Origin of the sequence: Bacillus sonorensis NBRC 101234 = KCTC 13918, assembly GCF_001592005.1 — a bacterium.
GTDB lineage: Bacteria > Bacillota > Bacilli > Bacillales > Bacillaceae > Bacillus > Bacillus sonorensis.
The window spans coordinates 518,087-540,108 of the sequence record NZ_BCVZ01000001.1 but is presented as its reverse complement, the minus strand read 5'-3'; the positions used below and the strand labels follow the sequence as shown (position 1 = coordinate 540,108).

General features: G+C 47.1%; 17 protein-coding genes. 12 read left to right on the top strand and 5 right to left on the bottom strand.

Annotation, left to right across the window (positions count from 1 at the left end):
- Position 1 precedes the first annotated feature (1 nt).
- The 3 genes from galT to BTR1S_RS02525 are packed head-to-tail and all read right to left on the bottom strand — an operon-like array spanning position 2 to position 3,671.
- Complete coding sequence (gene galT, locus BTR1S_RS02535; protein WP_029419784.1) at positions 2-1,489, bottom strand: UDP-glucose--hexose-1-phosphate uridylyltransferase; 1,488 nt, start codon at positions 1,487-1,489, stop codon at positions 2-4.
- On the bottom strand, positions 1,486-2,487 hold the full coding sequence (gene galE, locus BTR1S_RS02530; RefSeq protein WP_006639757.1) for a UDP-glucose 4-epimerase GalE: 1,002 nt from the start codon (positions 2,485-2,487) through the stop codon (positions 1,486-1,488). The genes galT and galE overlap by 4 nt, the downstream gene beginning before the upstream one ends.
- Before the next feature lie 14 nt (positions 2,488-2,501).
- On the bottom strand, positions 2,502-3,671 hold the full coding sequence (locus BTR1S_RS02525) for a galactokinase (protein WP_029419783.1): 1,170 nt from the start codon (positions 3,669-3,671) through the stop codon (positions 2,502-2,504).
- A 254-nt stretch (positions 3,672-3,925) separates the two neighbouring features.
- On the opposite strand from BTR1S_RS02525, the gene ganR reads away from it, so the two are divergent.
- The 6 genes from ganR (at position 3,926) to ganB (ending at position 11,999) form a co-directional block, all read left to right on the top strand.
- Positions 3,926-4,918 carry a galactan degradation operon transcriptional regulator GanR gene (ganR, locus tag BTR1S_RS02520; RefSeq protein WP_029419782.1) on the top strand — a complete coding sequence of 331 codons (993 nt, stop codon included), beginning with the start codon at positions 3,926-3,928 and terminating at the stop codon, positions 4,916-4,918.
- Between the two features lie 147 nt (positions 4,919-5,065).
- Positions 5,066-6,334 (top strand): arabinogalactan oligomer ABC transporter substrate-binding protein GanS, encoded by a 1,269-nt coding sequence (ganS, locus tag BTR1S_RS02515; protein WP_034326775.1) that lies wholly within the window; start codon positions 5,066-5,068, stop codon positions 6,332-6,334.
- Positions 6,335-6,415: 81 nt separating this feature from the next.
- On the top strand, positions 6,416-7,672 hold the full coding sequence (ganP, locus tag BTR1S_RS02510) for a galactooligosaccharide ABC transporter permease GanP (protein ID WP_029419780.1): 1,257 nt from the start codon (positions 6,416-6,418) through the stop codon (positions 7,670-7,672).
- Between the two features lie 3 nt (positions 7,673-7,675).
- Complete coding sequence (ganQ, locus tag BTR1S_RS02505) at positions 7,676-8,515, top strand: galactooligosaccharide ABC transporter permease GanQ (protein WP_029419779.1); 840 nt, start codon at positions 7,676-7,678, stop codon at positions 8,513-8,515.
- Positions 8,516-8,551: 36 nt separating this feature from the next.
- Positions 8,552-10,621: a beta-galactosidase GanA gene (gene ganA / locus BTR1S_RS02500; RefSeq protein ID WP_029419778.1), complete on the top strand. Its 2,070-nt coding sequence runs from the start codon at positions 8,552-8,554 to the stop codon at positions 10,619-10,621.
- 103 nt (positions 10,622-10,724) lie between these two features.
- Entirely contained in the window at positions 10,725-11,999 is a 1,275-nt protein-coding gene (gene ganB / locus BTR1S_RS02495; RefSeq protein WP_029419777.1) for an arabinogalactan endo-beta-1,4-galactanase, read from the top strand.
- Between the two features lie 170 nt (positions 12,000-12,169).
- On the opposite strand, the gene ald is transcribed toward ganB, so the two are convergent.
- Positions 12,170-13,300 carry an alanine dehydrogenase gene (gene ald, locus BTR1S_RS02490; RefSeq protein ID WP_029419776.1) on the bottom strand — a complete coding sequence of 377 codons (1,131 nt, stop codon included), beginning with the start codon at positions 13,298-13,300 and terminating at the stop codon, positions 12,170-12,172.
- Between the two features lie 313 nt (positions 13,301-13,613).
- Here ald and BTR1S_RS02485 point away from each other — a divergent pair, with 313 nt between their 5' ends.
- Positions 13,614-15,038: an alanine/glycine:cation symporter family protein gene (locus BTR1S_RS02485; RefSeq protein WP_029419775.1), complete on the top strand. Its 1,425-nt coding sequence runs from the start codon at positions 13,614-13,616 to the stop codon at positions 15,036-15,038.
- A gap of 163 nt (positions 15,039-15,201) precedes the next feature.
- On the top strand, positions 15,202-16,887 hold the full coding sequence (locus BTR1S_RS02480) for a methyl-accepting chemotaxis protein (protein WP_029419774.1): 1,686 nt from the start codon (positions 15,202-15,204) through the stop codon (positions 16,885-16,887).
- A gap of 28 nt (positions 16,888-16,915) precedes the next feature.
- On the opposite strand, the gene BTR1S_RS02475 is transcribed toward BTR1S_RS02480, so the two are convergent.
- The gene (locus BTR1S_RS02475; RefSeq protein ID WP_029419773.1) at positions 16,916-17,302 is read right to left on the bottom strand and encodes a YxeA family protein; all 387 of its coding nucleotides are present in this window, start codon (positions 17,300-17,302) and stop codon (positions 16,916-16,918) included.
- Between the two features lie 183 nt (positions 17,303-17,485).
- Here BTR1S_RS02475 and BTR1S_RS02470 point away from each other — a divergent pair, with 183 nt between their 5' ends.
- The 4 genes from BTR1S_RS02470 (at position 17,486) to BTR1S_RS02455 (ending at position 21,914) form a co-directional block, all read left to right on the top strand.
- Complete coding sequence (locus BTR1S_RS02470) at positions 17,486-18,193, top strand: response regulator transcription factor (RefSeq protein WP_029419772.1); 708 nt, start codon at positions 17,486-17,488, stop codon at positions 18,191-18,193.
- Positions 18,190-19,197 carry a sensor histidine kinase gene (locus tag BTR1S_RS02465; protein WP_029419771.1) on the top strand — a complete coding sequence of 336 codons (1,008 nt, stop codon included), beginning with the start codon at positions 18,190-18,192 and terminating at the stop codon, positions 19,195-19,197. The genes BTR1S_RS02470 and BTR1S_RS02465 overlap by 4 nt, the downstream gene beginning before the upstream one ends.
- Positions 19,198-19,288: 91 nt before the next feature.
- Positions 19,289-20,053 carry an ABC transporter ATP-binding protein gene (locus BTR1S_RS02460; RefSeq protein ID WP_006639742.1) on the top strand — a complete coding sequence of 255 codons (765 nt, stop codon included), beginning with the start codon at positions 19,289-19,291 and terminating at the stop codon, positions 20,051-20,053.
- Complete coding sequence (locus tag BTR1S_RS02455; RefSeq protein WP_029419770.1) at positions 20,028-21,914, top strand: FtsX-like permease family protein; 1,887 nt, start codon at positions 20,028-20,030, stop codon at positions 21,912-21,914. Before BTR1S_RS02460 ends, BTR1S_RS02455 begins: the two co-directional genes overlap by 26 nt.
- The last annotated feature ends 108 nt before the right edge of the window (positions 21,915-22,022 follow it).

Here is a 22,022-nt window from a genome sequence, read left to right as displayed (position 1 = left end):
TTTACCCCTGATGATTGATTGTGCGGATGAAGCGCATGAAAGCTTCGCGGTCTTTGAATACCCCGGCATCCTCAAGAGCTTTAACAAATTTCTGGCCAAGTTCTTTTCGTACAATTGATTCAGCCTGCTCCGGCTCGGACAGCTCTCCGTATTCGGTTTTGAGCTGTTCTGCCCATTCCCGGTGATGTGCTTCAACGGCATCTGACTGACCGAGCAGGAATTCTGTTACTTCCGCCAGTTCGGTCTTTAAGCGGGGAGGAAGGACGGCGAGGCCCATCACTTCGATTAAGCCGATATTCTCTTTCTTAATATGATGAACGTCAGCATGCGGATGGAATATGCCGTATGGGTGCTCGGCAGATGTCCGGTTGTTTCTGAGCGCAAGGTCGATTTCAAAAACGCCGCTGACGTTTCTTGCGATAGGCGTAATCGTGTTATGAGGCGTGCCATCTGTAAAAGCCGTGATATCCGCTTGTTGATCCGAGTAGGTTTTCCAAGTCTGAAAAATATCGTCCGCCGCCTCAACAAGGCTGTTGATCGCCGTTCCTTTCAGGCGGATGACAGACATCGGCCATTTTAAAACAGAGGCTTCGATGGACGGATGCTGTTTGATTTGAAAGGAGAACGCGTCTTCTGCGCGCGTCATCGCAAACTCATATCGTCCGGCCTGATAATGGTCATGGCTTAAAATAGACCCGCCGACGATCGGCAAATCGGCATTCGATCCGATAAAATAATGCGGAAACAGCTCTGTAAAAGCAAGCAGCCTGTGAAAGGCAAGCTTATCAATTTTCATCGGCCGATGCTGCTCAGAAAATAAAATGCTGTGCTCGTTATAGTAAGCATATGGAGAATATTGAAAATACCAGTTTTCTCCGTCGAGCGTGACTTTAATAATCCTGTGGTTCGCCCGGGCAGGATACCCGATCCGCCCTGCATACCCTTCGTTTTCTTTGCACAGCAGGCACGTCGGATAACTGCGTGATCGTTTTGCAGCGGCGCGTTCCCGTTTGATTTGCTCAGGGTCTTTTTCCGGCTTTGACAAATTGATCGTAATATCCATTGTGCCGTAAGGTGTATCCATCTGATACGAAACATTTTTTTCAATTCGTTTCGTCTGGATGTAGTTGCTGTTTTTGCTGAGCTGATAAAAATATTCGGTGGCCTCCAGCGGCGAGTGCTTGCATTTTTGCTGAAACACGGCATTGATGACAGAAGGTCTTGCAACAAAGCAGTTCATCACATTTGCCGCAAGCATGTCTTTCGCATCTATGTCGTCAGTTATCACGCCGTGTTCGACTGCATAGGCGGTGAGTTTTTCCAAAAGGTCGGGGATGGAGTCACCGGAAGCCGCAGAGGCTTCTTCGGGAAACGAGTCCAGACCCAGCAGATTCATCACTTGGTTGCGTGCGTAGTTTACGTCAGCCGGTTCGATTAACCCTGCTTCAAGCGCTTTTTGAATGAGACCGGCTATGTCTTGTTCAATCATGTTGACACTTCCTTCCTGTACCCGTTTGGATGTGAGGAATGCCACTTCCAGGCGTCTTCAATGATCTTTGCTACAGAAGTGCGCGAAGGCCTCCAGCCCAGAACTTGCTTTGCCTTGTCAGATCCGGCAATCAGGATGCTCGGATCACCGGATCTGCGCTTGCCGATCTCGGCGGGAATGTCTTTCCCGGTTACCTTTCTGGCCGCATCAATCATTTGTTTCACCGAAAATCCTTCGCTGCTGCCGAGGTTGAATATATCGCTTTTGCCGCCTTCTCTTAAATAGTCCAATGCCGACAGATGAGCGTCAATTAGGTCTTCAACATGAACATAGTCGCGGATGCACGTGCCGTCGGGTGTATCATAGTCATCACCGAAAATCGTAATATGCGGTCTTTGTCCGAGAGCGGTTTGCAGGATGATGGGAACTAGGTGTGTTTCAGGACTGTGGTCTTCTCCAATTTCTCCCGTCTCCCTTGCTCCTGCAACATTGAAGTACCTGAGAGACACAAAGTTGATACCATGGGCTTCTTCAGTCCGTTTCATGAGCTTCTCCATGATCAGTTTCGTTTCCCCGTAGGTGCTTGTCGGCCGCGTCGGCATGTCTTCTGTGATCGGTACCGATTCAGGCTCTCCGTAGACGGCCGCCGTCGAGGAGAATACGATTTTTTTCACATCGTGCTCGAGCATCGTCTGAAGCAAAACCTGTGTACCGGATACATTATTGTCGTAGTATTTAAGCGGATCTTTTATCGATTCGCCGACAAGTGAACTGGCGGCGAAGTGGATCACTTCTTCAATACGTTCTTTTTCGAAAACAGTGCGGAGGAAGTCGTGATCGCGCACATCCCCTTCATAAAAGGCCGCATCAGGATGCACCGCCTGTCTTTGGCCGGTCTCGAGGTTGTCAACGACAACGACGGTTTCGCCCCTGTCTAATAGTTGATACACGGCGTGTGAACCGATATAGCCGGCACCGCCCAAAACCAACACACTCATATCCATTCCCCTTTCTATATTTCTTTGGCGCCGTCGCCTATCGCCGCAGTATAAAAAGCGGCATCATAGCCAACTGTTTCGCGGTAGACGGCATTCACACGTTCTTTAAAGCTGTCTGTCCGGTCTTTTTCCACAATCGCAATCGCACAGCCGCCGAACCCGGCGCCGGTCATGCGGGCACCCAGGACACCGTCCTGTTCCCAGGCCGCTTGGACAATGGTATCAAGCTCCAGCCCTGTCACTTCATAATCATCCCTTAAAGACACATGAGATTCATTCATCAGCTTGCCGAACCCGGCGAGGTCGCCCCCGCGAAGTTTTTCCAGCGCTTTCAGCGTCCGGGCATTTTCGTACACAGCATGTTTGGCGCGTTTTTGATTGATTTCACTTCGGATGAGGTGCTGGTGGGCTTCAAATGCTTCCGCCGTCAATTCGCCCAAGCTTGCAATCGATAACTCCTGCTGCAGGTCGCCGAGCGCCTCTTCGCATTGGGCGCGCCTTTCATTATATTTAGACCCGGCCAATGTCCGCTGTTTGTTTGTATTGATGATAATCACATCGTGTTTCTTCAACACGAAGGGAGCGTATGTGTAATCAAGTGTTTGGCAGTCTAACAAAATCGCGTGATCCTTTTTCCCCATGCCGATCGCGAATTGATCCATAATGCCGCTCCCCACGCCGATGTACTCGTTTTCGACTTTTTGTCCGAGCTTCACCATGGAGATCGTGTCTGTCTGCAAATCATAAAGCCCTTTTAACAAAACGCCTGTCGCAAGCTCAATCGATGCGGAAGAAGAGAGGCCCGCCCCGTGCGGAATATTTCCGTAATACAAAATATCGGCGCCGTGAACGATATGATGGCCTGCCGCTTTCATCAAAAGGAACATTCCTTTCGGATAGTTGGCCCAGCCGTCAGACTGGTCAAAGGCCAAATCGCTCAAGCTGCATTCAATGATTCCTTTTTCAGGGAAGTTCTTTGAATAGAAACGGATCATTTGGTCATCGCGCTTCACGCCAAGGGCATAGGTGCCAAATGAAATCGAGGCGGGGAAAACATGCCCTCCATTATAATCCGTGTGTTCGCCGATTAAGTTGATTCTTCCCGGAGCAAAAAAGGTTCGCGGTGTCTTTTCTGTCTTAAAAATAGAACGAAAGTCGTTTGATAAAGCGGCTGCAGTATTCATATATCCTCCCATTCGTTTGACGTGCAGACTTAATAAATTAATTTAATTAAGTTCAACCCCAGTTTACTACGGGTTTTCAATTGGTGCAATAAAAAGTGTTTTTTCAAATGAAGCGTTTTCATGTAAAATCCTTATTGGCAGGGATAGGGCAATCAGCACTTGACTTTTACGCAAATCAACGTTAAATTAGTAAAATATTTTACTAAAACCCTTGAAATTTAAAATAAAGATGTTCACATGGAGGTTTTACAATCGTGGCGACGATAAAAGATGTTGCAGAAAAGGCGGGGTATTCAATCTCGACGGTTTCCCGCGTATTGAATAACGACGAAAGCCTGTCCGTACCCGATGAGACGCGGAAGAAAATATTTGAAGTGGCGGAAAGCCTGAACTACCGCAAAAAAACGATCAGGACACTGGTAAAAAACATCGCGTTTCTGTACTGGCTGACGGATAAAGAAGAGCTCGAAGACGTGTATTTTAAAACGATGAGGCTGGAAATCGAGAAGCTCGCAAAGCAATTCAACGTCGAACTGACGACGTATAAAAATTCGGGCGGCATTGACGCCATCCCCGAAAACATTGAAGGATTCATTGCCGTCGGATCATTTTCAGATGATGAATTAACCCGGTTAAGGCAGATGACGCCTCACGGAGTATTTATCGATTCGACGCCGGATCCGAATCACTTTGATTCAGTCAGGCCGGACTTAAAGCAGATGACGAGAAAAACGGTGGACTTTCTTATTGAAAAAGGGCATGAAAAGATTGGCTTTATCGGAGGCACGTACCACAATCCTAATACCGATGAAGACGAAATGGATGTAAGGGAACGAACGTTTCGCGATTATATGAAGGAAAAAGGGCTCTTGGAGGAAGGCTTTATTTTTTGCCGCAGGGGATTTTCGGTGGAAAACGGCTACCATCTGATGGATAAAGCGGTTGAAACATTGGGTGAAAAGCTGCCGACGGCCTTTTTTACAGCGGCGGATCCGATCGCCGTAGGCTGTCTTCAGGCCTTAAATGAAAAAGGGATCGCCATCCCGGGCAGGGTGAGCATCATCAGCATCAACAACATCAGTGTGGCGAAATACGTATCTCCGCCGCTGACGACATTCCATATCGATATTAAAGAACTTTGCAAAAACGCGATTGAATTGCTTCTGGAACAAATACTTGAAAAAAGAAAAGCTGTAAAAACGCTATATATCGGTGCGGAACTGGTGGTCAGGAAAAGCACCAATTAAAAAAGGCGCGGGCTGCTGATTAACAGGCCGCGCCTTTTTTCGTAAAATATTTTACGTTATTCAGTAAAATAATTGTTTACACTTTTTCTGAGACATGCTATATTGTTTTTGTAAAACGCTTTCACTCCAATAAAAGGAATGAGACAAATGATGAATATGAAAAAATATGTTGGAATCAGCAGTGTCATTGCTCTCAGTTTGTCTTTAACTGCCTGCGGGCCTAAAGAGAGCAGCAATGAAGCATCAGGCTCGAAGCAAAAGGAACTCGTGGTCTGGGAAGATAAAGAGAAAAGCGAAGGCATTAAAGATGCCGTCGCCCAGTTTGAAAAAGAGCACGGCGTATCTGTCAAAGTCGTTGAAAAGCCTTACGCAAAGCAGATCGAAGACTTGCGGATGGATGGACCGGCAGGAACGGGGCCGGATGTGTTAACGATGCCTGGAGATCAAATCGGAACAGCGGTTACGGAAGGTTTGATCAAGGAATTAAAGGTGGACAAAGAGATCCAATCGATCTATACGGAACCTGCCATGAGATCCCAGGTGACAAACGGCAAAGTCTACGGCCTGCCGAAAGCGGTCGAAACGACGATGCTCTACTATAATAAAGATTTGATTTCTGAAAAAGAACTGCCGAAAACGCTGGATGAATGGTATGAGTATTCCAAAAAAACGGCTGACGGCAAAAAATTCGGCTTCCTGGCGCTGTTTGACCAGATTTATTATGCGCAGAGCGTCATGGGAGGATACGGCGGCTACATTTTTAAAAGCGATGCAGACGGCACTTATGATCCGGCCGATCTCGGCTTGAATAACAAAGGTGCAGTCGAAGGCGCCGAGTACATTCAGAAGTTTTATCAAGAAGGGCTGTTCCCTGCCGGAATTATTGGAGAGCAGGGCATCAATGTGCTGGAATCGCTGTTTACGGAAGGAAAAGCAGCAGCGATCATTTCAGGCCCGTGGAATCTGGAACCGTTCAAAAAAGCGGGCATCAACTACGGGGTTGCCAAGCTTCCTAAGCTGTCCAACGGCAAACATATGAGTTCTTTTGTCGGTGTGAAGAGCTACAATGTAAGCGCTTATTCAAAGAATGCCGATCTAGCAGAAGAATTAGCCGTTTTCCTCGCTAATAAAGAAAACTCAAAGAAGAGATATGAGATCACAAAAGAAGTTCCCGCTGTCAAAGAACTGGCGGATGATTCTGCCGTCACAAAAAGCGAAGCGGCTCAAGCCGTTGCCGAACAATCTCAGTACTCAGAGTTGACGCCGAATATTCCTGAGATGAATGAAGTATGGACGCCGGCGGATGCGGCTCTGCAAACAATCGCAACCGGAAAAGCCGAACCGAAAAAAGCGCTTGATCAAGCCGCGGAAACGATACAAGGACAGATCAAAGCGAAGCACAGCGGCAGCAAATAAGCCGCAGCAGTGGTGTCAAACTTGTCTTAAGTTTGGCGCCATTTATTATAAGGACGTCCATATAAAGAGGTGAAAGAGAAGGTGCAGCATCGCAAAAAAGCTTTACTATTATCGATTATTCCCGGTCTGGGCCAATTCTACAATAAACAATGGATAAAAGGTCTGTTATTCCTTCTTTTAGGCGTCTCGTTCTTCGCGGTTTTTGGCGATTTGCTGAATATCGGGCTGTGGGGCCTGTTTACGCTTGGAACCGAAGTGCCGCGCGACAACTCGATTTTTCTATTGGCAGAAGGCATCATTGCCGTGATTGTCACCTGTTTTGGGCTGGCTGTCTATTACGCCAATTTGCGGGACGCCTACCAAAACGGAAAGCGGCGCGATGAACAAAAGGAGATCAGTTCACTCAAGGAACAATATCATAATTTAATGGCTCAGGGATATCCGTATCTCATCAGCGGACCATCGCTGTTCATCCTGATTTTTGCCGTTGTTTTTCCGATTTTATTCAGCTTTGCATTAGCTTTTACAAACTATAACCTCTACCATTCTCCGCCTGCCCACCTTGTCGATTGGGTAGGATTTAAAACATTTTCCGAAATTTTCACCGTTGATATTTGGCGGTCGACTTTTTTGGATGTTTTAGCTTGGACTATTGTCTGGACGCTTGTCGCTTCCACACTCCAAGTCGGGTTGGGAATTTTGTTGGCGGTTGTCGTCAATCAGAAGGAAGTCCGCTTCAAAAAATTTTTCCGGACGATTCTGGTCTTGCCTTGGGCCGTGCCCGGTTTTGTTACCATTCTTGTGTTTGCCGGCCTTTTTAATGACAGCTTCGGTGCTTTCAATCATCAAATCCTCTCCGCATTCGGGATCGATCCGATTCCTTGGATGACGAATGCCAATTGGACGAAGCTGGCGCTGATCCTCATGCAGGGATGGCTCGGATTTCCTTATGTGTTCATTGTAACGACCGGTGTTCTGCAGTCGATTCCGGACGACCTTTATGAAGCGGCGACAATTGACGGGGCATCCGCGTTTTCGAAATTCAGGCATATCACATTGCCGCTGATTTTAATCGCGATGGCGCCGATTATCATTACGCAATTCACTTTTAATTTTAATAACTTCAATATTATCTATCTATTCAATGGGGGCGGTCCGGCTGTTCCCGGGTCAACAGCGGGAGGAACCGACATTCTGGTGTCCTGGATTTACAAATTAACGATGCAGTCAAGCCAGTACTCTTTAGCTGCCGCATTGACGATCCTGCTGTCGGTCTTCGTCATCTCGATCGCACTGTGGCAGTTCAGACGGACAAATTCTTTCAAAGAGGGGGCTTAACATATGAAGAAAAGAAGATTCTTTCGGCTCCTTCTGGCCTATTCTCTGTTGGCTTTTATGACAGTCGTTATCATATACCCTCTGCTTTGGACGGTGGGAGCCAGCTTTAATCCCGGCAACAGTTTGGTCAGTACTTCTATCATTCCGGCAAATCCGACATTGGATCACTATAGAGAATTATTCGCCGGAAAAGAGAGCCTCCAATACGGGCAATGGTATGTAAACTCGCTGAAAATCAGCATCTTCACGATGATCGGGTCGGTCATCAGCGTTTCTTTTACAGCTTATGCTTTTTCAAGGTTTCGTTTTAAAGGTAGAAAAAACGCCTTAGTTTTATTCATGCTGCTGCAAATGATTCCTCAATTTTCGGCTTTGGTTGCGCTCTTCGTTTTAGCGCAGATGCTGGGAATGATGAACAGCCATTGGCTGCTGATTTTGCTGTACATCGGCGGACTCATACCGATGAATACGTATTTGATGAAAGGGTATATGGACTCCATTCCCATCGATTTGGATGAGAGCGCTAAGATTGACGGCGCAAGCAATACAAGGATTTTTCTGCAGATTATCATGCCGCTATCCAAACCGATGATCGCGGTCGTCGCCATGAACGGATTCACCGGACCGCTCGGGGATTTCGTTTTGTCTTCGACGATATTGCGGACGCCGGAGTCGTATACATTGCCGATCGGTTTATACAATTTAGTCAATGAAGTCATGGGAGCCAGCTATACGACATTTGCCGCCGGCGCCATTTTGATCAGCATTCCGGTAGCCGTCATCTTTATCATACTGCAAAAGAACTTTGTATCAGGATTGACGGCAGGGGGAACGAAAGGATAGTCCGAAGGAGAATATGGTCTAAAAAAGGAGAGTATCATGCCAAAAATTTATACGACACAAGCAAAATACATGTTGCACGGGGGAGACTACAATCCGGATCAGTGGCTTGACCGTCCGGATATTCTTGCAGATGACATCAAGCTGATGAAACTTGCCCATACGAATACATTTTCAGTGGGGATTTTTTCATGGAGCGCTCTTGAGCCGGAGGAAGGCGTCTATACGTTTGAATGGCTGGATGATATTTTTGAGAGCATTCACCGGAACGGCGGCCGGATTATATTGGCGACACCGAGCGGCGCCCGTCCTGCTTGGCTGTCGCAAAAGTATCCGGAAGTGCTGCGCGTGAATACGGAACGTGTCAAACAGCTTCATGGCGGAAGGCATAACCATTGCTTCACTTCATACGTATACCGTGAAAAAACGAGAGAGATCAACCGCTTGCTGGCGGAAAGGTACGGCAGTCATCCTGCCCTTTTGATGTGGCATGTTTCCAACGAATACGGGGGAGAATGCCATTGTGATCAATGCCAGCACGCCTTCAGAGACTGGCTGAAAAAGAAGTACAACCATGATCTTAAATCTTTGAATGACGCATGGTGGACGCCTTTTTGGAGCCACACCTTCAACGATTGGTCGCAGATTCAATCGCCGTCTCCGATCGGGGAAAATGCGGTGCACGGCTTGAATTTGGACTGGCGCCGCTTCGTCACTGACCAGACAATCTCTTTCTTTCAAAATGAAATCGTTCCGTTGAAGGAAATCACGCCGAATATTCCGATTACGACCAACTTTATGGCCGACACACATGATCTCATTCCATTTCAAGGGCTGGACTACAGCAAGTTTGCCAAACACCTGGACGTGATCAGCTGGGACGCGTATCCCGCCTGGCACAATGATTGGGAAAGCACAGCTGATTTAGCTATGAAAGTCGGCTTTATCAATGATTTGTACCGCAGCCTGAAACAGCAGCCGTTTCTTTTAATGGAATCGACGCCGAGCGCTGTCAATTGGCACGATTTTAATAAAGCGAAACGGCCGGGCATGCAGCTCCTGTCTTCTATGCAGATGATCGCCCACGGATCTGACAGCATCCTCTATTTTCAATGGCGGAAATCCCGCGGTTCATCGGAAAAATTTCACGGAGCGGTTGTCGGCCATGACAATTGTTCAGAGAACCGCGTGTTTAAAGAAGTGGCGAAAGTGGGGCAAACCCTTGAAGAGCTGTCTGAAGTCGTCGGAACGACCCGGCCCGCGGATGTCGCGATTCTCTATGATTGGGAAACCCATTGGGCGCTCGAAGATGCACAAGGATTCGGGATCAAAACCAAGCGGTATCCCCAAACCTTGCACGAGCACTACCGCGCGTTTTGGGAGCGTGATATTCCAGTCGACGTGATTACGAAGGAACAGGATTTTTCGCCGTACCGGCTGCTGATCGTTCCGATGCTTTACTTAGCAAGCGAAGAAACAGTCGCGCGTTTAAAAGCATTTGCTGCAAACGGGGGCACATTGGTGATGACGTATATTAGCGGAATCGTCAACGAATATGACCTGACCTATTTAGGCGGATGGCCGCAAGATCTGCAAGAGATGTTTGGCATGGAGCCTGTTGAAACCGATACGCTCTATCCGGGCGACAAAAATGCGGTCCGTTATCAAAACCGGTCGTATGAGCTGAAAGATTATGCGACCGTGCTGAAGCTGGATACGGCAGATCCCGTGGGATTCTATGAGGACGATTTTTATGCGGACACGCCGGCTGTTACAAGCCATTCATACAAACAGGGGAAGACGTACTATATCGGTGCGCGCTTAAGCAGCCAATTTCATCGGGATTTTTATGAAACATTGATCAAAGAGCGATCGATTGAACCGGCTTTTGACGTGAAACATCAGCCTGGCGTCTCCGTTCAAGTCAGACAGGATGAAGAAAATGATTATATTTTCATCATGAATTTCACAGAAAAACGTCAGCCCGTCGTGTTGGAGTCGGCCGTTAAAGATATGCTGACCGGCGAAACGCTGACCGGCGAAACGCTGACCGGCGAAATCACTTTGGAAAAATATGAAGCCCGAATAGCGGTAAAAACAAAAAAATAAGCCCGGGGGACATCCGCTTTAATGTGGATGTTTCTCTTGAAAAATTAATGAAAACGTTTTCTGTTTGGCGTGTGCCAATCATGAAAGGGGAGAAGCGAGATTCATGAAAAACGTGCTGGCTGTTTTTGTGGTGCTGATTTTTGTTTTGGGCGCATTTGGAACCAGCGGTCCGGCGGAAGCCGTCAGAGGTTCCAGGGCGGCAGAAAGCGGCCTTTTTCTCGAAAAAGTTTCAGGGCTTCACAAGGATTTTATCAAAGGGGTTGATGTTTCGAGCATCATCGCTTTGGAAGAGAGCGGCGTCGCCTTTTACAATGAATCCGGAAAGAAACAGGATATATTCAAAACACTGAAGGAAGCAGGCGTCAATTATGTACGGGTGCGCATATGGAATGATCCCTATGATGCCAACGGCAATGGCTATGGAGGGGGCAATAATGATCTGAAAAACGCGATTCAGATCGGAAAACGGGCCACTGCCAACGGAATGAAGCTGCTGGCGGATTTCCACTATTCCGATTTCTGGGCGGACCCGGCGAAACAGAAAGCGCCGAAAGCATGGGCAAATCTAAGCTTTGAAGATAAAAAAACGGCGCTTTACCGATATACAAAACAAAGCCTTGAAGCGATGAAAGCAGCGGGCATCAACGTCGGCATGGTGCAGGTCGGAAACGAAACAAACGGGGGCCTTGCCGGTGAAACGGACTGGGCGAAGATGAGCCAATTATTCAATGCGGGGAGTCAAGCGGTCCGGGAGGCGGATTCGAATATTTTAGTTGCCTTGCATTTTACCAATCCGGAGACGTCCGGCAGGTACGCTTGGATTGCCGAGACGCTTCACCGGCACCATGTAGACTATGATGTGTTTGCAAGCTCGTATTATCCGTTTTGGCATGGCACACTGAAGAATCTAACATCCGTCCTGACATCAGTCGCGGATACGTACGGCAAAAAGGTCATGGTTGCCGAGACATCTTATACGTATACGGCTGAAGACGGAGACGGACACGAAAATACAGCCCCTAAAAACGGTCAAACGCTCAATTATCCGGTCACCGTTCAAGGGCAGGCGAACGCGGTCCGTGATGTGATTCAAGCGGTCAGCGATGTAGGCGAAGCCGGAATCGGCGTTTTCTATTGGGAACCTGCATGGATTCCAGTAGGACCGGCACACCAGCTCGAGAAAAATAAAGCGCTTTGGGAGACATACGGATCAGGCTGGGCCACAAGCTATGCCGCTGAATATGATCCGGAAGACGCAGGAAAGTGGTTTGGCGGCAGCGCCGTAGACAATCAGGCATTATTTGATTTTAAAGGACGTCCATTGCCGTCTCTGAATGTATTTAAATATGTTGATACGGGAACACCATTCAAGAATTGACTTGCAGCCGATTTCGGATGAAGGCGAACACCGTGTGCCGGAAAACGTCCTTCAATGTTTAAAGCAGAATGAAAAAAGGCCGGATGATATCCGGCTTTTTTTCGTGAAAGGACAGTCAGAAAGCGTTATTAAAATGTTCTCCATTCAATTGACAGAGAGATAAAGTCCGCTTAACCAGCGGTTACCGTTTGAAATGCATCTTCTACAGATGCGTATTCATATCCAAGGTCGCGCGCGACGGCCTTGTAGGTGATGCTTCCGTTTGCAACGTTGACGCCGAGCGCGAGCGCCTGATTTTCGGCGACTGCTTGTTCAACGCCTTTATTTGCGATTTGCAAAGCGTAAGGCATAGTGACGTTTGTTAAGCCGATCGTTGATGTACGAGGAACGGCTCCCGGCATATTGGCGACGGCATAATGGACAACGCCGTGCTTCGTGTAAGTCGGATCGTCATGCGTGGTGATTTTATCAACCGTTTCAATAATGCCGCCCTGGTCAATCGCCACGTCTACAACAACTGAGCCTGGGGACATCGACTGAATCATCTCTTCTGTGACAAGCTTCGGCGCTTTTGCACCAGGAATTAAGACGGCGCCGATGACAAGGTCTGAGTCTTTTACGGCTTCCGCAATGTTGAGCGGGTTAGACATAAGCGTTTGAATGTCTTTGCCAAACTGGTCATCGAGCTGACGGAGGCGCTCAGCGCTCAAGTCGATCAAAGTGACGTCAGCACCAAGTCCGACAGCGATTTTGGCAGCGTTCGTACCGACCACTCCGCCGCCGATGATCGTGACTTTGCCGCGTTTTACACCGGGTACGCCCGATAACAGGATGCCTTTGCCGCCTTTTGATTTCTCAAGAAATTGCGCGCCGATCTGCGAAGCCATGCGTCCGGCGACTTCACTCATTGGAGTCAGGAGCGGAAGCGTCCGGTTCACTTCGACCGTTTCGTAAGCGATGGCTGTGACGCCGCTGTCCACAAGCGCTTTCGCAAGCTTAGGTTCAGCTGCTAAGTGCAGATACGTAAATAAAACAAGTCCTTTTCGGAAATAGCCGTATTCAGAGCTGATCGGCTCTTTCACCTTCATGACCATATCCGCTTTTCCCCACACATCTTTCGCTTCAACCAAAATCTCCGCTCCGGCGGCTTTGTAGTCGGTGTCCTCAAAGCCGCTTCCAAGTCCGGCCCCCTGTTCGATTAAAACTTGATGACCGCTTTTTTTAAGCGCGACTACTCCAGCCGGAGTAATGGCTACACGGTTCTCATTGTTTTTAATTTCTTTAGGAATTCCAATGATCATGATGTCGTCCCCCTCAAATGAAATATGATTCTATCGCTAGTATAAATCTCTGAATCGGGAAGAGCATCGTGTGTAAAATCAAAAATGTAAGCGCTTTTTTGTGAAATTTAACAAATTTGTGAACGTTGAATAAGGTGAAAGGCTTGATGAGAGGAGTTATCTATTAAAATTTTTTTCTATAAAAAATAGTTTTGTTAAAAAAACAAATGAAAGCGATTACATTTTGTGTTGTTTCACAAACATAACCATTTTCCGTTGTGATAGAATATCTCATGCAGCTATGAAAGCGTTATCTTTGTCAGGAGTGAGTCATATGGATATCTTAGAAATACTAGGCAAGATTAATAAGGTATTATGGGGGCCGCCCAGTTTAATTTTATTATTTGGGACAGGCTTATTTTTAACAATTGTTTTAAAAGGACTGCAATTTCGCCGCCTGATCTATGCGTTTAAGATCGGGTTTGGCAAGGAAGACAGCAAAGACGCGGCTGCCGAAGGGGATGTAAGCCATTTTAAAGCTTTAATGACAGCGCTCGCCGCCACGATCGGAAACGGAAATATCGCAGGTGTCGCGACGGCATTGACACTCGGCGGACCGGGTTCGATCTTTTGGATGTGGGTTGTCGGGCTGTTGGGCATGGCAACGAAATACGCTGAAGCCTTGCTCGCTGTTAAATTTCGCGTAAAAAATGAAAAAGGGGAATATTCAAGCGGGCCGATGTATTATATTGAACGCGGACTCGGCCGCAGATTTAAAGGACTCGCCATCGCCTTTGCGCTGTTTGGAGCTTTTGCCGCTTTGGGGATAGGCAACAGTGTCCAATCCAATACGATCGCTGATATTACGAAGAACAGCTTCGGCATCGAAAACTGGGTGACAGGGCTGATTCTGGTCATTCTCGTCAGCGTCATCATCTTTGGCGGCATCCAACGGATCAGCACGGTTGCCAGCTTCTTTGTGCCAATCATGGCTTTTCTTTACATGGGCGGGGCGATTTTGATTCTGATTTTGAATTATGACAAGATTTTTCCGGCTTTTGAGCTGATTTTCTATTATGCTTTCCACCCTGTGGCAGCAGCCGGCGGCTTTCTTGGAATAGCCGTATCTGAAGCGGTTCGGAACGGGGTATCCCGCGGTATTTTTTCAAACGAAGCAGGCCTTGGGACGGCCGCGCTAATCGCCGGAAATGCGCGCGCAGACCATCCGGTAAAACAGGCGCTTGTCGCAATGACCGGGACATTTATCGTTACGATCGTGGTGTGTACGATGACCGGTTTAACCCTTATCATTACCGGTTTCTGGGACCCGTCTGGCGGCTTGATATCAGGTGTGGCCCATAATGCCAGCCTGGAAGGCGGGGCATTGACGAGCGCGGCTTTTGCCTCAGTACTCGGCGCGGCAGGAGAATACATTGTGTCGCTGTCGGTGATTTTCTTTGGGTTCTCTACAATTGTCGGCTGGTATGTTTACGGAGAAAAGTGCTTCGAATATTTGGCCGGTTCCAAAGGAATTGCGGGCTACAGGCTGGTCTACATCCTTGCCTGCGGCATCGGGACGATTGCCAACCTCGTCACCGTATGGGCGTTTGCCGATATGGCGAATGCGCTGATGATGATTCCAAACCTGATCGCCATCCTGCTGCTTTGGAAAGTCATCAAAGCAGAGACAAAGGATTATTTCCATCACTTCTATGAACATACCAAATCGGCGGGTCCGCCAAGTAAACCAATTCATTAATCATTCAAAAGCTCTGCCGTCCCGGCAGAGCTTTTTCTTCGGCTTACATTCATGCAAAATCTCAAATTTTAACGAAATATGTCGATACTATGAAATGAAGAAGATATTTAATTTGAAGACTGTTTTTCATCATTGATGACATAAAGGAGAAAGGATCACAATAATGAAAGTGAAAACAAAACTGCTGGGAATCATATCTATTCTAGTCGTTTCAATCCTCGGAATCGGAGGTTCCTCTGTTTTTATGATTTCTTCTACAGTGAAAAAGAATGAAGAACTTAAGGACAAGATGGAATTTCAAAAAGAGATTAAGCATATTCAATACCGTCTGACCGGCTTGTCGAATGACGAGAGAGGCCTTATTATGACCGGAGACAATGAATACAGTGAAGGAATGAAGGACAAGGCTGATGATGTTTTAAAAAGTCTTGACCGGGCCGGCAAACTGATCCGGGAAGAAACATACAAAGCGAACGTCGAAGAAATTAAAGAAAATTTCAAGGCTTATTGGGATTTAAATCAACAAGTCATGCAGACTTACGCTTCAAGCCCTAAAAAAGCCGAATCGATCCATTTCGGAGAGGAAAGGACATTAAGAAAAGATGTCCTCGATCCGTCTGTCAATCAGCTGGTCGAAAGCCTGGAACAAGAGGTGGAAGATCTGAAGGCAGAGATCAGCGCCAATGGGACGATGAGCGAATGGGTCATCATCATTGTCACAGGAGTATCAGCCCTATTGGGAATTGTTTTGAGCCTGCTGCTTTTGAAGTCTATTCTGGTACCGTTGAGAAGCCTGAATCAGCAGCTTGAGGATATCGCCCACGGCGAGGCGGATTTAACCAAAAAAGTGATCGTCAAAAATAAAGACGAGTTCGGCCAACTTGCAAATTCTTTCAATGCTTTTGTTCAGTCGCTGACGCAAATTGTGAAGCAGATCAGCAGCTCGTCTGAACAAGTCGCCGCATCCTCTGAACAGTTGTCGGCAAGCGCGGAGGAATCGAAATCGACCTCCGAGTTGATTTCGGAAGAGATGCAGGCGATTGCGGACAGCAATATGACGCAAAGCGAAATGACAGAAAAAAGCTCGGAATCGATTCATGAATTGCTGGACCGTTTATCATCCGTTGCCTCCAATACAGGCAGTATAGCGGATCTGTCGTCTTCGATGAGAGACAAAGCCGAAATCGGCTCCGAGTCCGTTCATAAAATGCTCGAACAAATGAATTTCATTGATAAATCCGTCGACTCAGCCGGAAGCGGCCTGCAGGCGCTTGTGTCCAGCACGGCGGAAATCAGCAACATTTCGTCGCTCATCACCGATATTTCGGGGCAGACGAATTTGCTGGCGCTGAACGCGGCAATTGAAGCAGCAAGAGCGGGAGAACAAGGAAAAGGGTTTGCCGTCGTAGCGGAAGAGGTCCGGAAATTGGCGGACGAAACGAATAAGTCCGCGAACCACATTCAATCATTGGTCACAACGATCCAAAATGAATCGGTAGAAACGGTAAATAATATTAAAGTCGTTCAAGAAAATGTCAGCTCCGGAATAGCCCTGTCCCAGGAGACAACCGGTAATTTCAACGAAATTTTGAACTTGGTGGAACAGGTTGCTTCTCAAATCCAAGAAGTCGCAGCTTCTACTCAGCAGCTGACATCAGGTGTCGAAATGGTTCAAAACACCATTCAAACATTGGCATCCGGATCACAGGAAACGTCGGCCAGCACAAAAGCGGTTGCTTCCTCAACCCAGGAGCAGCTGGCTTCGATGGAAGAAATCTCTTATGCAGCAGAATCGCTGTCTCAATTGGCTGAAGAACTACAAACCGTCATCAATCGATTTAAATATTAAGCAGAAAACCCCATCAGGCGATGGGGTTTTAATTGGTTTTCATGGCGGCCAAAGCGCCCTCAGGGATTTCTTCTTCGTGTACTTCAGTCAAGCTTTTGCCTTTCGTTCCGTACGCCCATACTTTGATGAAAGCGCCGGGACGCAGTTTTTTGTCTGCCTCTGCGTTAATCTGCTGTTTGTGTCCGCTCGCGTCATATCCGGTTAATGTGTAGTTGTACTTTCCGTTATACAGCTTTTCTGCATGATCTTCAGCTTTGAGATAATAAGCCTCAGGCTTTCCCTGGCCTTGTATGAAATGATCGGCCAGCGGCACAAGGCCCCCTGTCGCTTTCTGCAGGATAAAAACGCCGGCAACGAAAACGCCGGCAACGGCGATCAGAACCGCGGCAATCAGGACGCCTGCCCGTGTCTCCATATACCTTCTCCTCTTTCATTCAGTTTTGTGGATGGTATTATTTTATAAAAAAGGCGCAGGGAGAAGAAATTGATTCCTATTACAGTACACTTACATGATTGTAAGGTAGGACGGATCGCGGCGGCTTTTGTTTATCAGACCGCTTCGTGTCATAATATATCCAAACCAAAAGGAGAGACCGAGATGCAAAAAGTGATGATTGTAGAAGACGACCCGAAGATTGCCGATTTGTTAAAATCGCATATTGTCAAATACGGATACAACGTTCATGTAGTGAAAGACTTTGACCGTGTTATGGATGAGTTCAGAAGCACGGCGCCTGATCTTGTTCTGCTTGATATTAATCTGCCAAGCTTTGACGGCTACTACTGGTGCCGGCAAATCCGCCAGGAATCGATTTGCCCTGTCTTGTTTATTTCGGCGCGGACGGGCGAAATGGATCAGGTCATGGCATTGGAAAACGGCGGGGATGACTTTATCACCAAGCCGTTTCACGCCGAAATCGTTATGGCAAAAATACGCAGTCAGCTTCGCAGGGCTTACGGGGAGTATGCGGCAAAGGCGGAGGAACGGCTTCTCGAAAAAGAAGGACTGCGGCTGTATCCGGAAAGACTTGAACTGACATTCGGCGGTCAAACGGCTGCTTTGACGAAAAAAGAAGCCGATATTATCGAAAGCTTAATGGAACGCCACCCGAGGATTTCCGGCCGGGAAGATTTGCTGGCCAAGCTGTGGGATGATCAGGCCTATGTGGATGAAAACACGCTTAATGTCAACATTACACGCGTCAGAAAAAAGTTTCAGGAGCTCGGTATTGAAGATGCGGTGGAAACAGTGCGGGGCGCGGGCTACCGCTTGAATATATCCTGGGTGAAGGCGGGAGAGGAATGAAGCTTTTTTTCAAAGAACATTATTTGTTGATTGCCGTGCAAGTGCTGCAGTTTATCACGATGCTGTCGGTGTACTGGCTTGATGGGTATCAGCACATCAGGCCGGCTTTTTATGCTGTTTTTCTCGGCTTTTTCTTTCTTGGCTGCTATCTTTTCTACCATTACTATACGCGCCGGAATTTCTACAAGCGGATGACGAGCGGGCTGGAATCATTGGATGACACCTTCAGGCAATCGAATCAGCCCCAATCCCCTCTTTCAGAAGCGCTTGAACAGCTGCTGAAAAGCCAGTACAGGCAATACCGGCAAGAATTAAAGAAGCTGGAGCTTGGACAAAAAGAGCATTTGACTTTCATGGATCAATGGGTGCACCAAATGAAGACGCCGCTGTCGGTCATCGAACTGACGGCTCAAAATTTGGATGAACCGGAATCATCCAGCATCCGCGAGGAGACCGAGCGGATGAAAACGGGCCTCAATACGATTCTCTATATGGCCAGACTGCGGACGATCGAACAGGATTTCCGTATAAAACCGGTCGCATTGGCGGATATCGTTCACGAGGTTAATCGCGAAAATAAGCGCTTTTACATTCGCAGTCAAGTTTATCCTAAGTTCAAAGAAATCAAAAAAGGCATCACCGTCGAAACAGATGAAAAGTGGCTGTTTTTCATCATTTCCCAGTTTGTCAACAATGCGGTCAAATATTCGGCCGGAAAAAGCAACACGGTCATCATTTCCGTTTACGATAACGATTCGGAAGCGGTATTGCAAGTGGCAGATTTCGGCGCCGGCATCCCGGATACAGATCAAAAGCGGGTATTTGACCCGTTTTTCACAGGAGAAAACGGACGCCGTTTCAGAGAATCGACCGGAATGGGTCTTTACTTGGCAAAAGCGGCGGCTGACCAGCTCGGCCACCGGATTGAACTTGACTCACAAGAAGGGAAAGGCACGACAATCCGGCTGATTTTCACCGCTACGCAAAACCTTACATCGATGTAATGAAAGTGAAAGAAGAATCGATAGTTCATCAACAAGAGATTTAGGTAAACTGATCACAGATCAAAAGTTAAAGGTGAAAGGAGATCTTGTGATGCTTCAGGTCAAACAAGCCAGTAAGATTTACGAAGGAAAAATTGCGTACCGCGCGTTAACGGATATTAACCTAACGATTGATAAAGGTGAATTCGTCGGCATCATGGGGCCGTCCGGAAGCGGAAAAACGACCCTATTAAATATGATTGCAACGATCGATGAACCGACGACGGGCGAAATATTGATCAGCGGCCAAAACCCGCATGTTCTCAAAAAAGAAAAATTGGCTAAATTTCGCCGCAGAGAGCTGGGATTTGTGTTTCAGGACTTTAATCTTCTGCCGACATTAACCGTTGAAGAAAATATCGTACTTCCTTTGACGCTTGACGGCGAAAAGGTCAAGGAAATGAAGCGGAGGGCAAACGATTTAGCTGAAAAGCTCGGGATTACCCAGATCATGAAAAAGCGCACATATGAGATATCGGGCGGTCAGGCCCAGCGCGCCGCTGTAGCGAGAGCGATGATTCATTCGCCGAAGCTTCTGCTTGCCGATGAGCCGACAGGCAACCTTGATTCAAAGTCATCCAAAGATGTGATGGAAATGCTTGAGTCGATCAACCGCAATGAAAAAGCGACAATGATGCTTGTCACGCATGACCCTCAGGCGGCAAGCTATTGCAACCGGGTCGTCTTTATTAAGGACGGAAAGCTGTATTCGGAGATCAACCGCGGCGATAACCGCCAAGCGTTTTTCCAAAAGATTCTCGATACACTGTCCTTGTTGGGAGGGGATGCAAATGACCTTTCGTCAGTTCGCGTTTAACAATGTCATTCGCAACAAAAGGCTGTATGCCGCTTATTTTCTCAGCAGCATGTTTACGGTGATGGTGTTTTTCGCATTTGCGATTTTTGCTTTCCACCCAGTGATGACCAGTGATTCTTTGACTTCCGGCATCGGGCAGCATGCTTCCTTTGGCCTGTTAGTTGCCGGCGGCATTATTTTTGTCTTTTCTTTCTTCTTTGTGCTGTACTCGATGAGTTCATTTCTTCAATCGAGAAAAAAGGAATTCGGCGTTTTAATGATTCAAGGGATGTCGATGCGACAAATTCGCATGATGGTATTTCTTGAAAATATGCTGATTGGATTTTTTGCGACAATCGGCGGGATTGTGCTCGGGCTCGTCTTCGCCAAATTGATACTACTCACGGCGGAAAATGTGCTGATTATTGATAACAAGCTCGATTTTTACTTTCCATTGATGGCGATGATTGTGACGTTTATTTCTTTTAACAGCCTGTTCTTATTTATCTCTTTTCTTGTGTCGTTTGTGCTCAGGAGCGAGAAGCTGATTGTTCTGTTAAAAGGGAACAAAATCTCCAAAGGGGAGCCGAAAGCATCTGCCTTGCTTACACTGGTTGCAGCTGTGCTGCTTGCTGGAGGCTATTACACCGCTTTGATTGTCAAAGAAGGAGGCGTTCTTGTAGCGATGGTGCCGGTGACAATTGTTGTTATTATCGGCACATATCTGCTGTTTACGCAGCTTAGTGTTTATGTGATCCGCAGGCTCAAAAAACGGGAAACCCTGTTTTGGCGGAAAACGAATATGATTTTGTTTTCTGATCTGTCTTACAGGATGAAAGACAATGCGCGGACGTTTTTTATGGTGGCTATTATCTCTACTGTCGCTTTCAGCGCCATTGGGACGCTGTACGGTTTCCAAACTCTGGTGACAAACGGAATTAAAGAGATGAACCCGCATACGTTCTCATATAAGCCGCCGGAAACAAACAAACACATCGAAAAAGACGTGGCTTTCATCAATGACACACTGGATGAAAGAAATATCAAAACAGACAAAGCTTCAGCTGTCCTTCAATATTTCGATGTCGGCGGCAATGACATGCTGATTGTGAAAGAATCTGACTATAACAAGTTTGCCGATCTCGTCGGGGCTGACCACATCAAGCTGGAAAACGGGAAAGCGGCGGCTGCCGAGTATGAGGTCAAAATCGGCTTAGAGGGAGAAGACGATCAGCAGCGCCCTTCGTCAATCCCTCTTGCAAACGGAAAACAGCTGAAGGCTGATCAAACGATCCGTTCAAAAGCGTTATCTGAACCCAGCTATTATATTGTGACAGACAAAGATTTCGCACAGCTGAAAAAACCGAAAAGCGAAAACCGGTTCTATGCATGGCAGGCAAAAGAAGCTGACGGCATGGCTTTAGTGAAAGCCGGGGAGGCTTTGCAAAAGAAACTGGATTACATGTATTTCGGGGCTGTAGATTATGAGGTATATGATATAAGCAAAGGATATGGCCCGATATTATTTGTCGGACTGTTTATCGGAATCGTCTTCTTCGTTTCAGCAGGAAGCTTCCTCTATTTCCGGTTGTACACTGATTTGGACGATGATAAGCAGAAATTCAAATCGATTGCCAAAATGGGCTTAACAGACCGCGAACTGCATAAAGTGCTGAACAGGCAGATCGGCATTCTGTTCTTCGCGCCTATCGCTGTTGCCATTGTCCATGGAGCTGTGGCGCTGACCGCTTTATCGCATGCCTTTCAGTACAACCTGTTTAAGGAATCTGCAATGGTGCTCGGCGTGTTCTTCGCCATCCAGGTCATGTATTACTTCATCGTCCGCTTCTACTATACAAAACAGATAAAAGCGGCGATTTAAAAGAATAGATGTCGTCGAATCTTCAGCTTGTAGAGAAACTTGTTTTTTTCTACAAGCTTTTTTGTTTTAAATGATTTTAATGTGTTTTTCACCTAGCTCTTATAAATT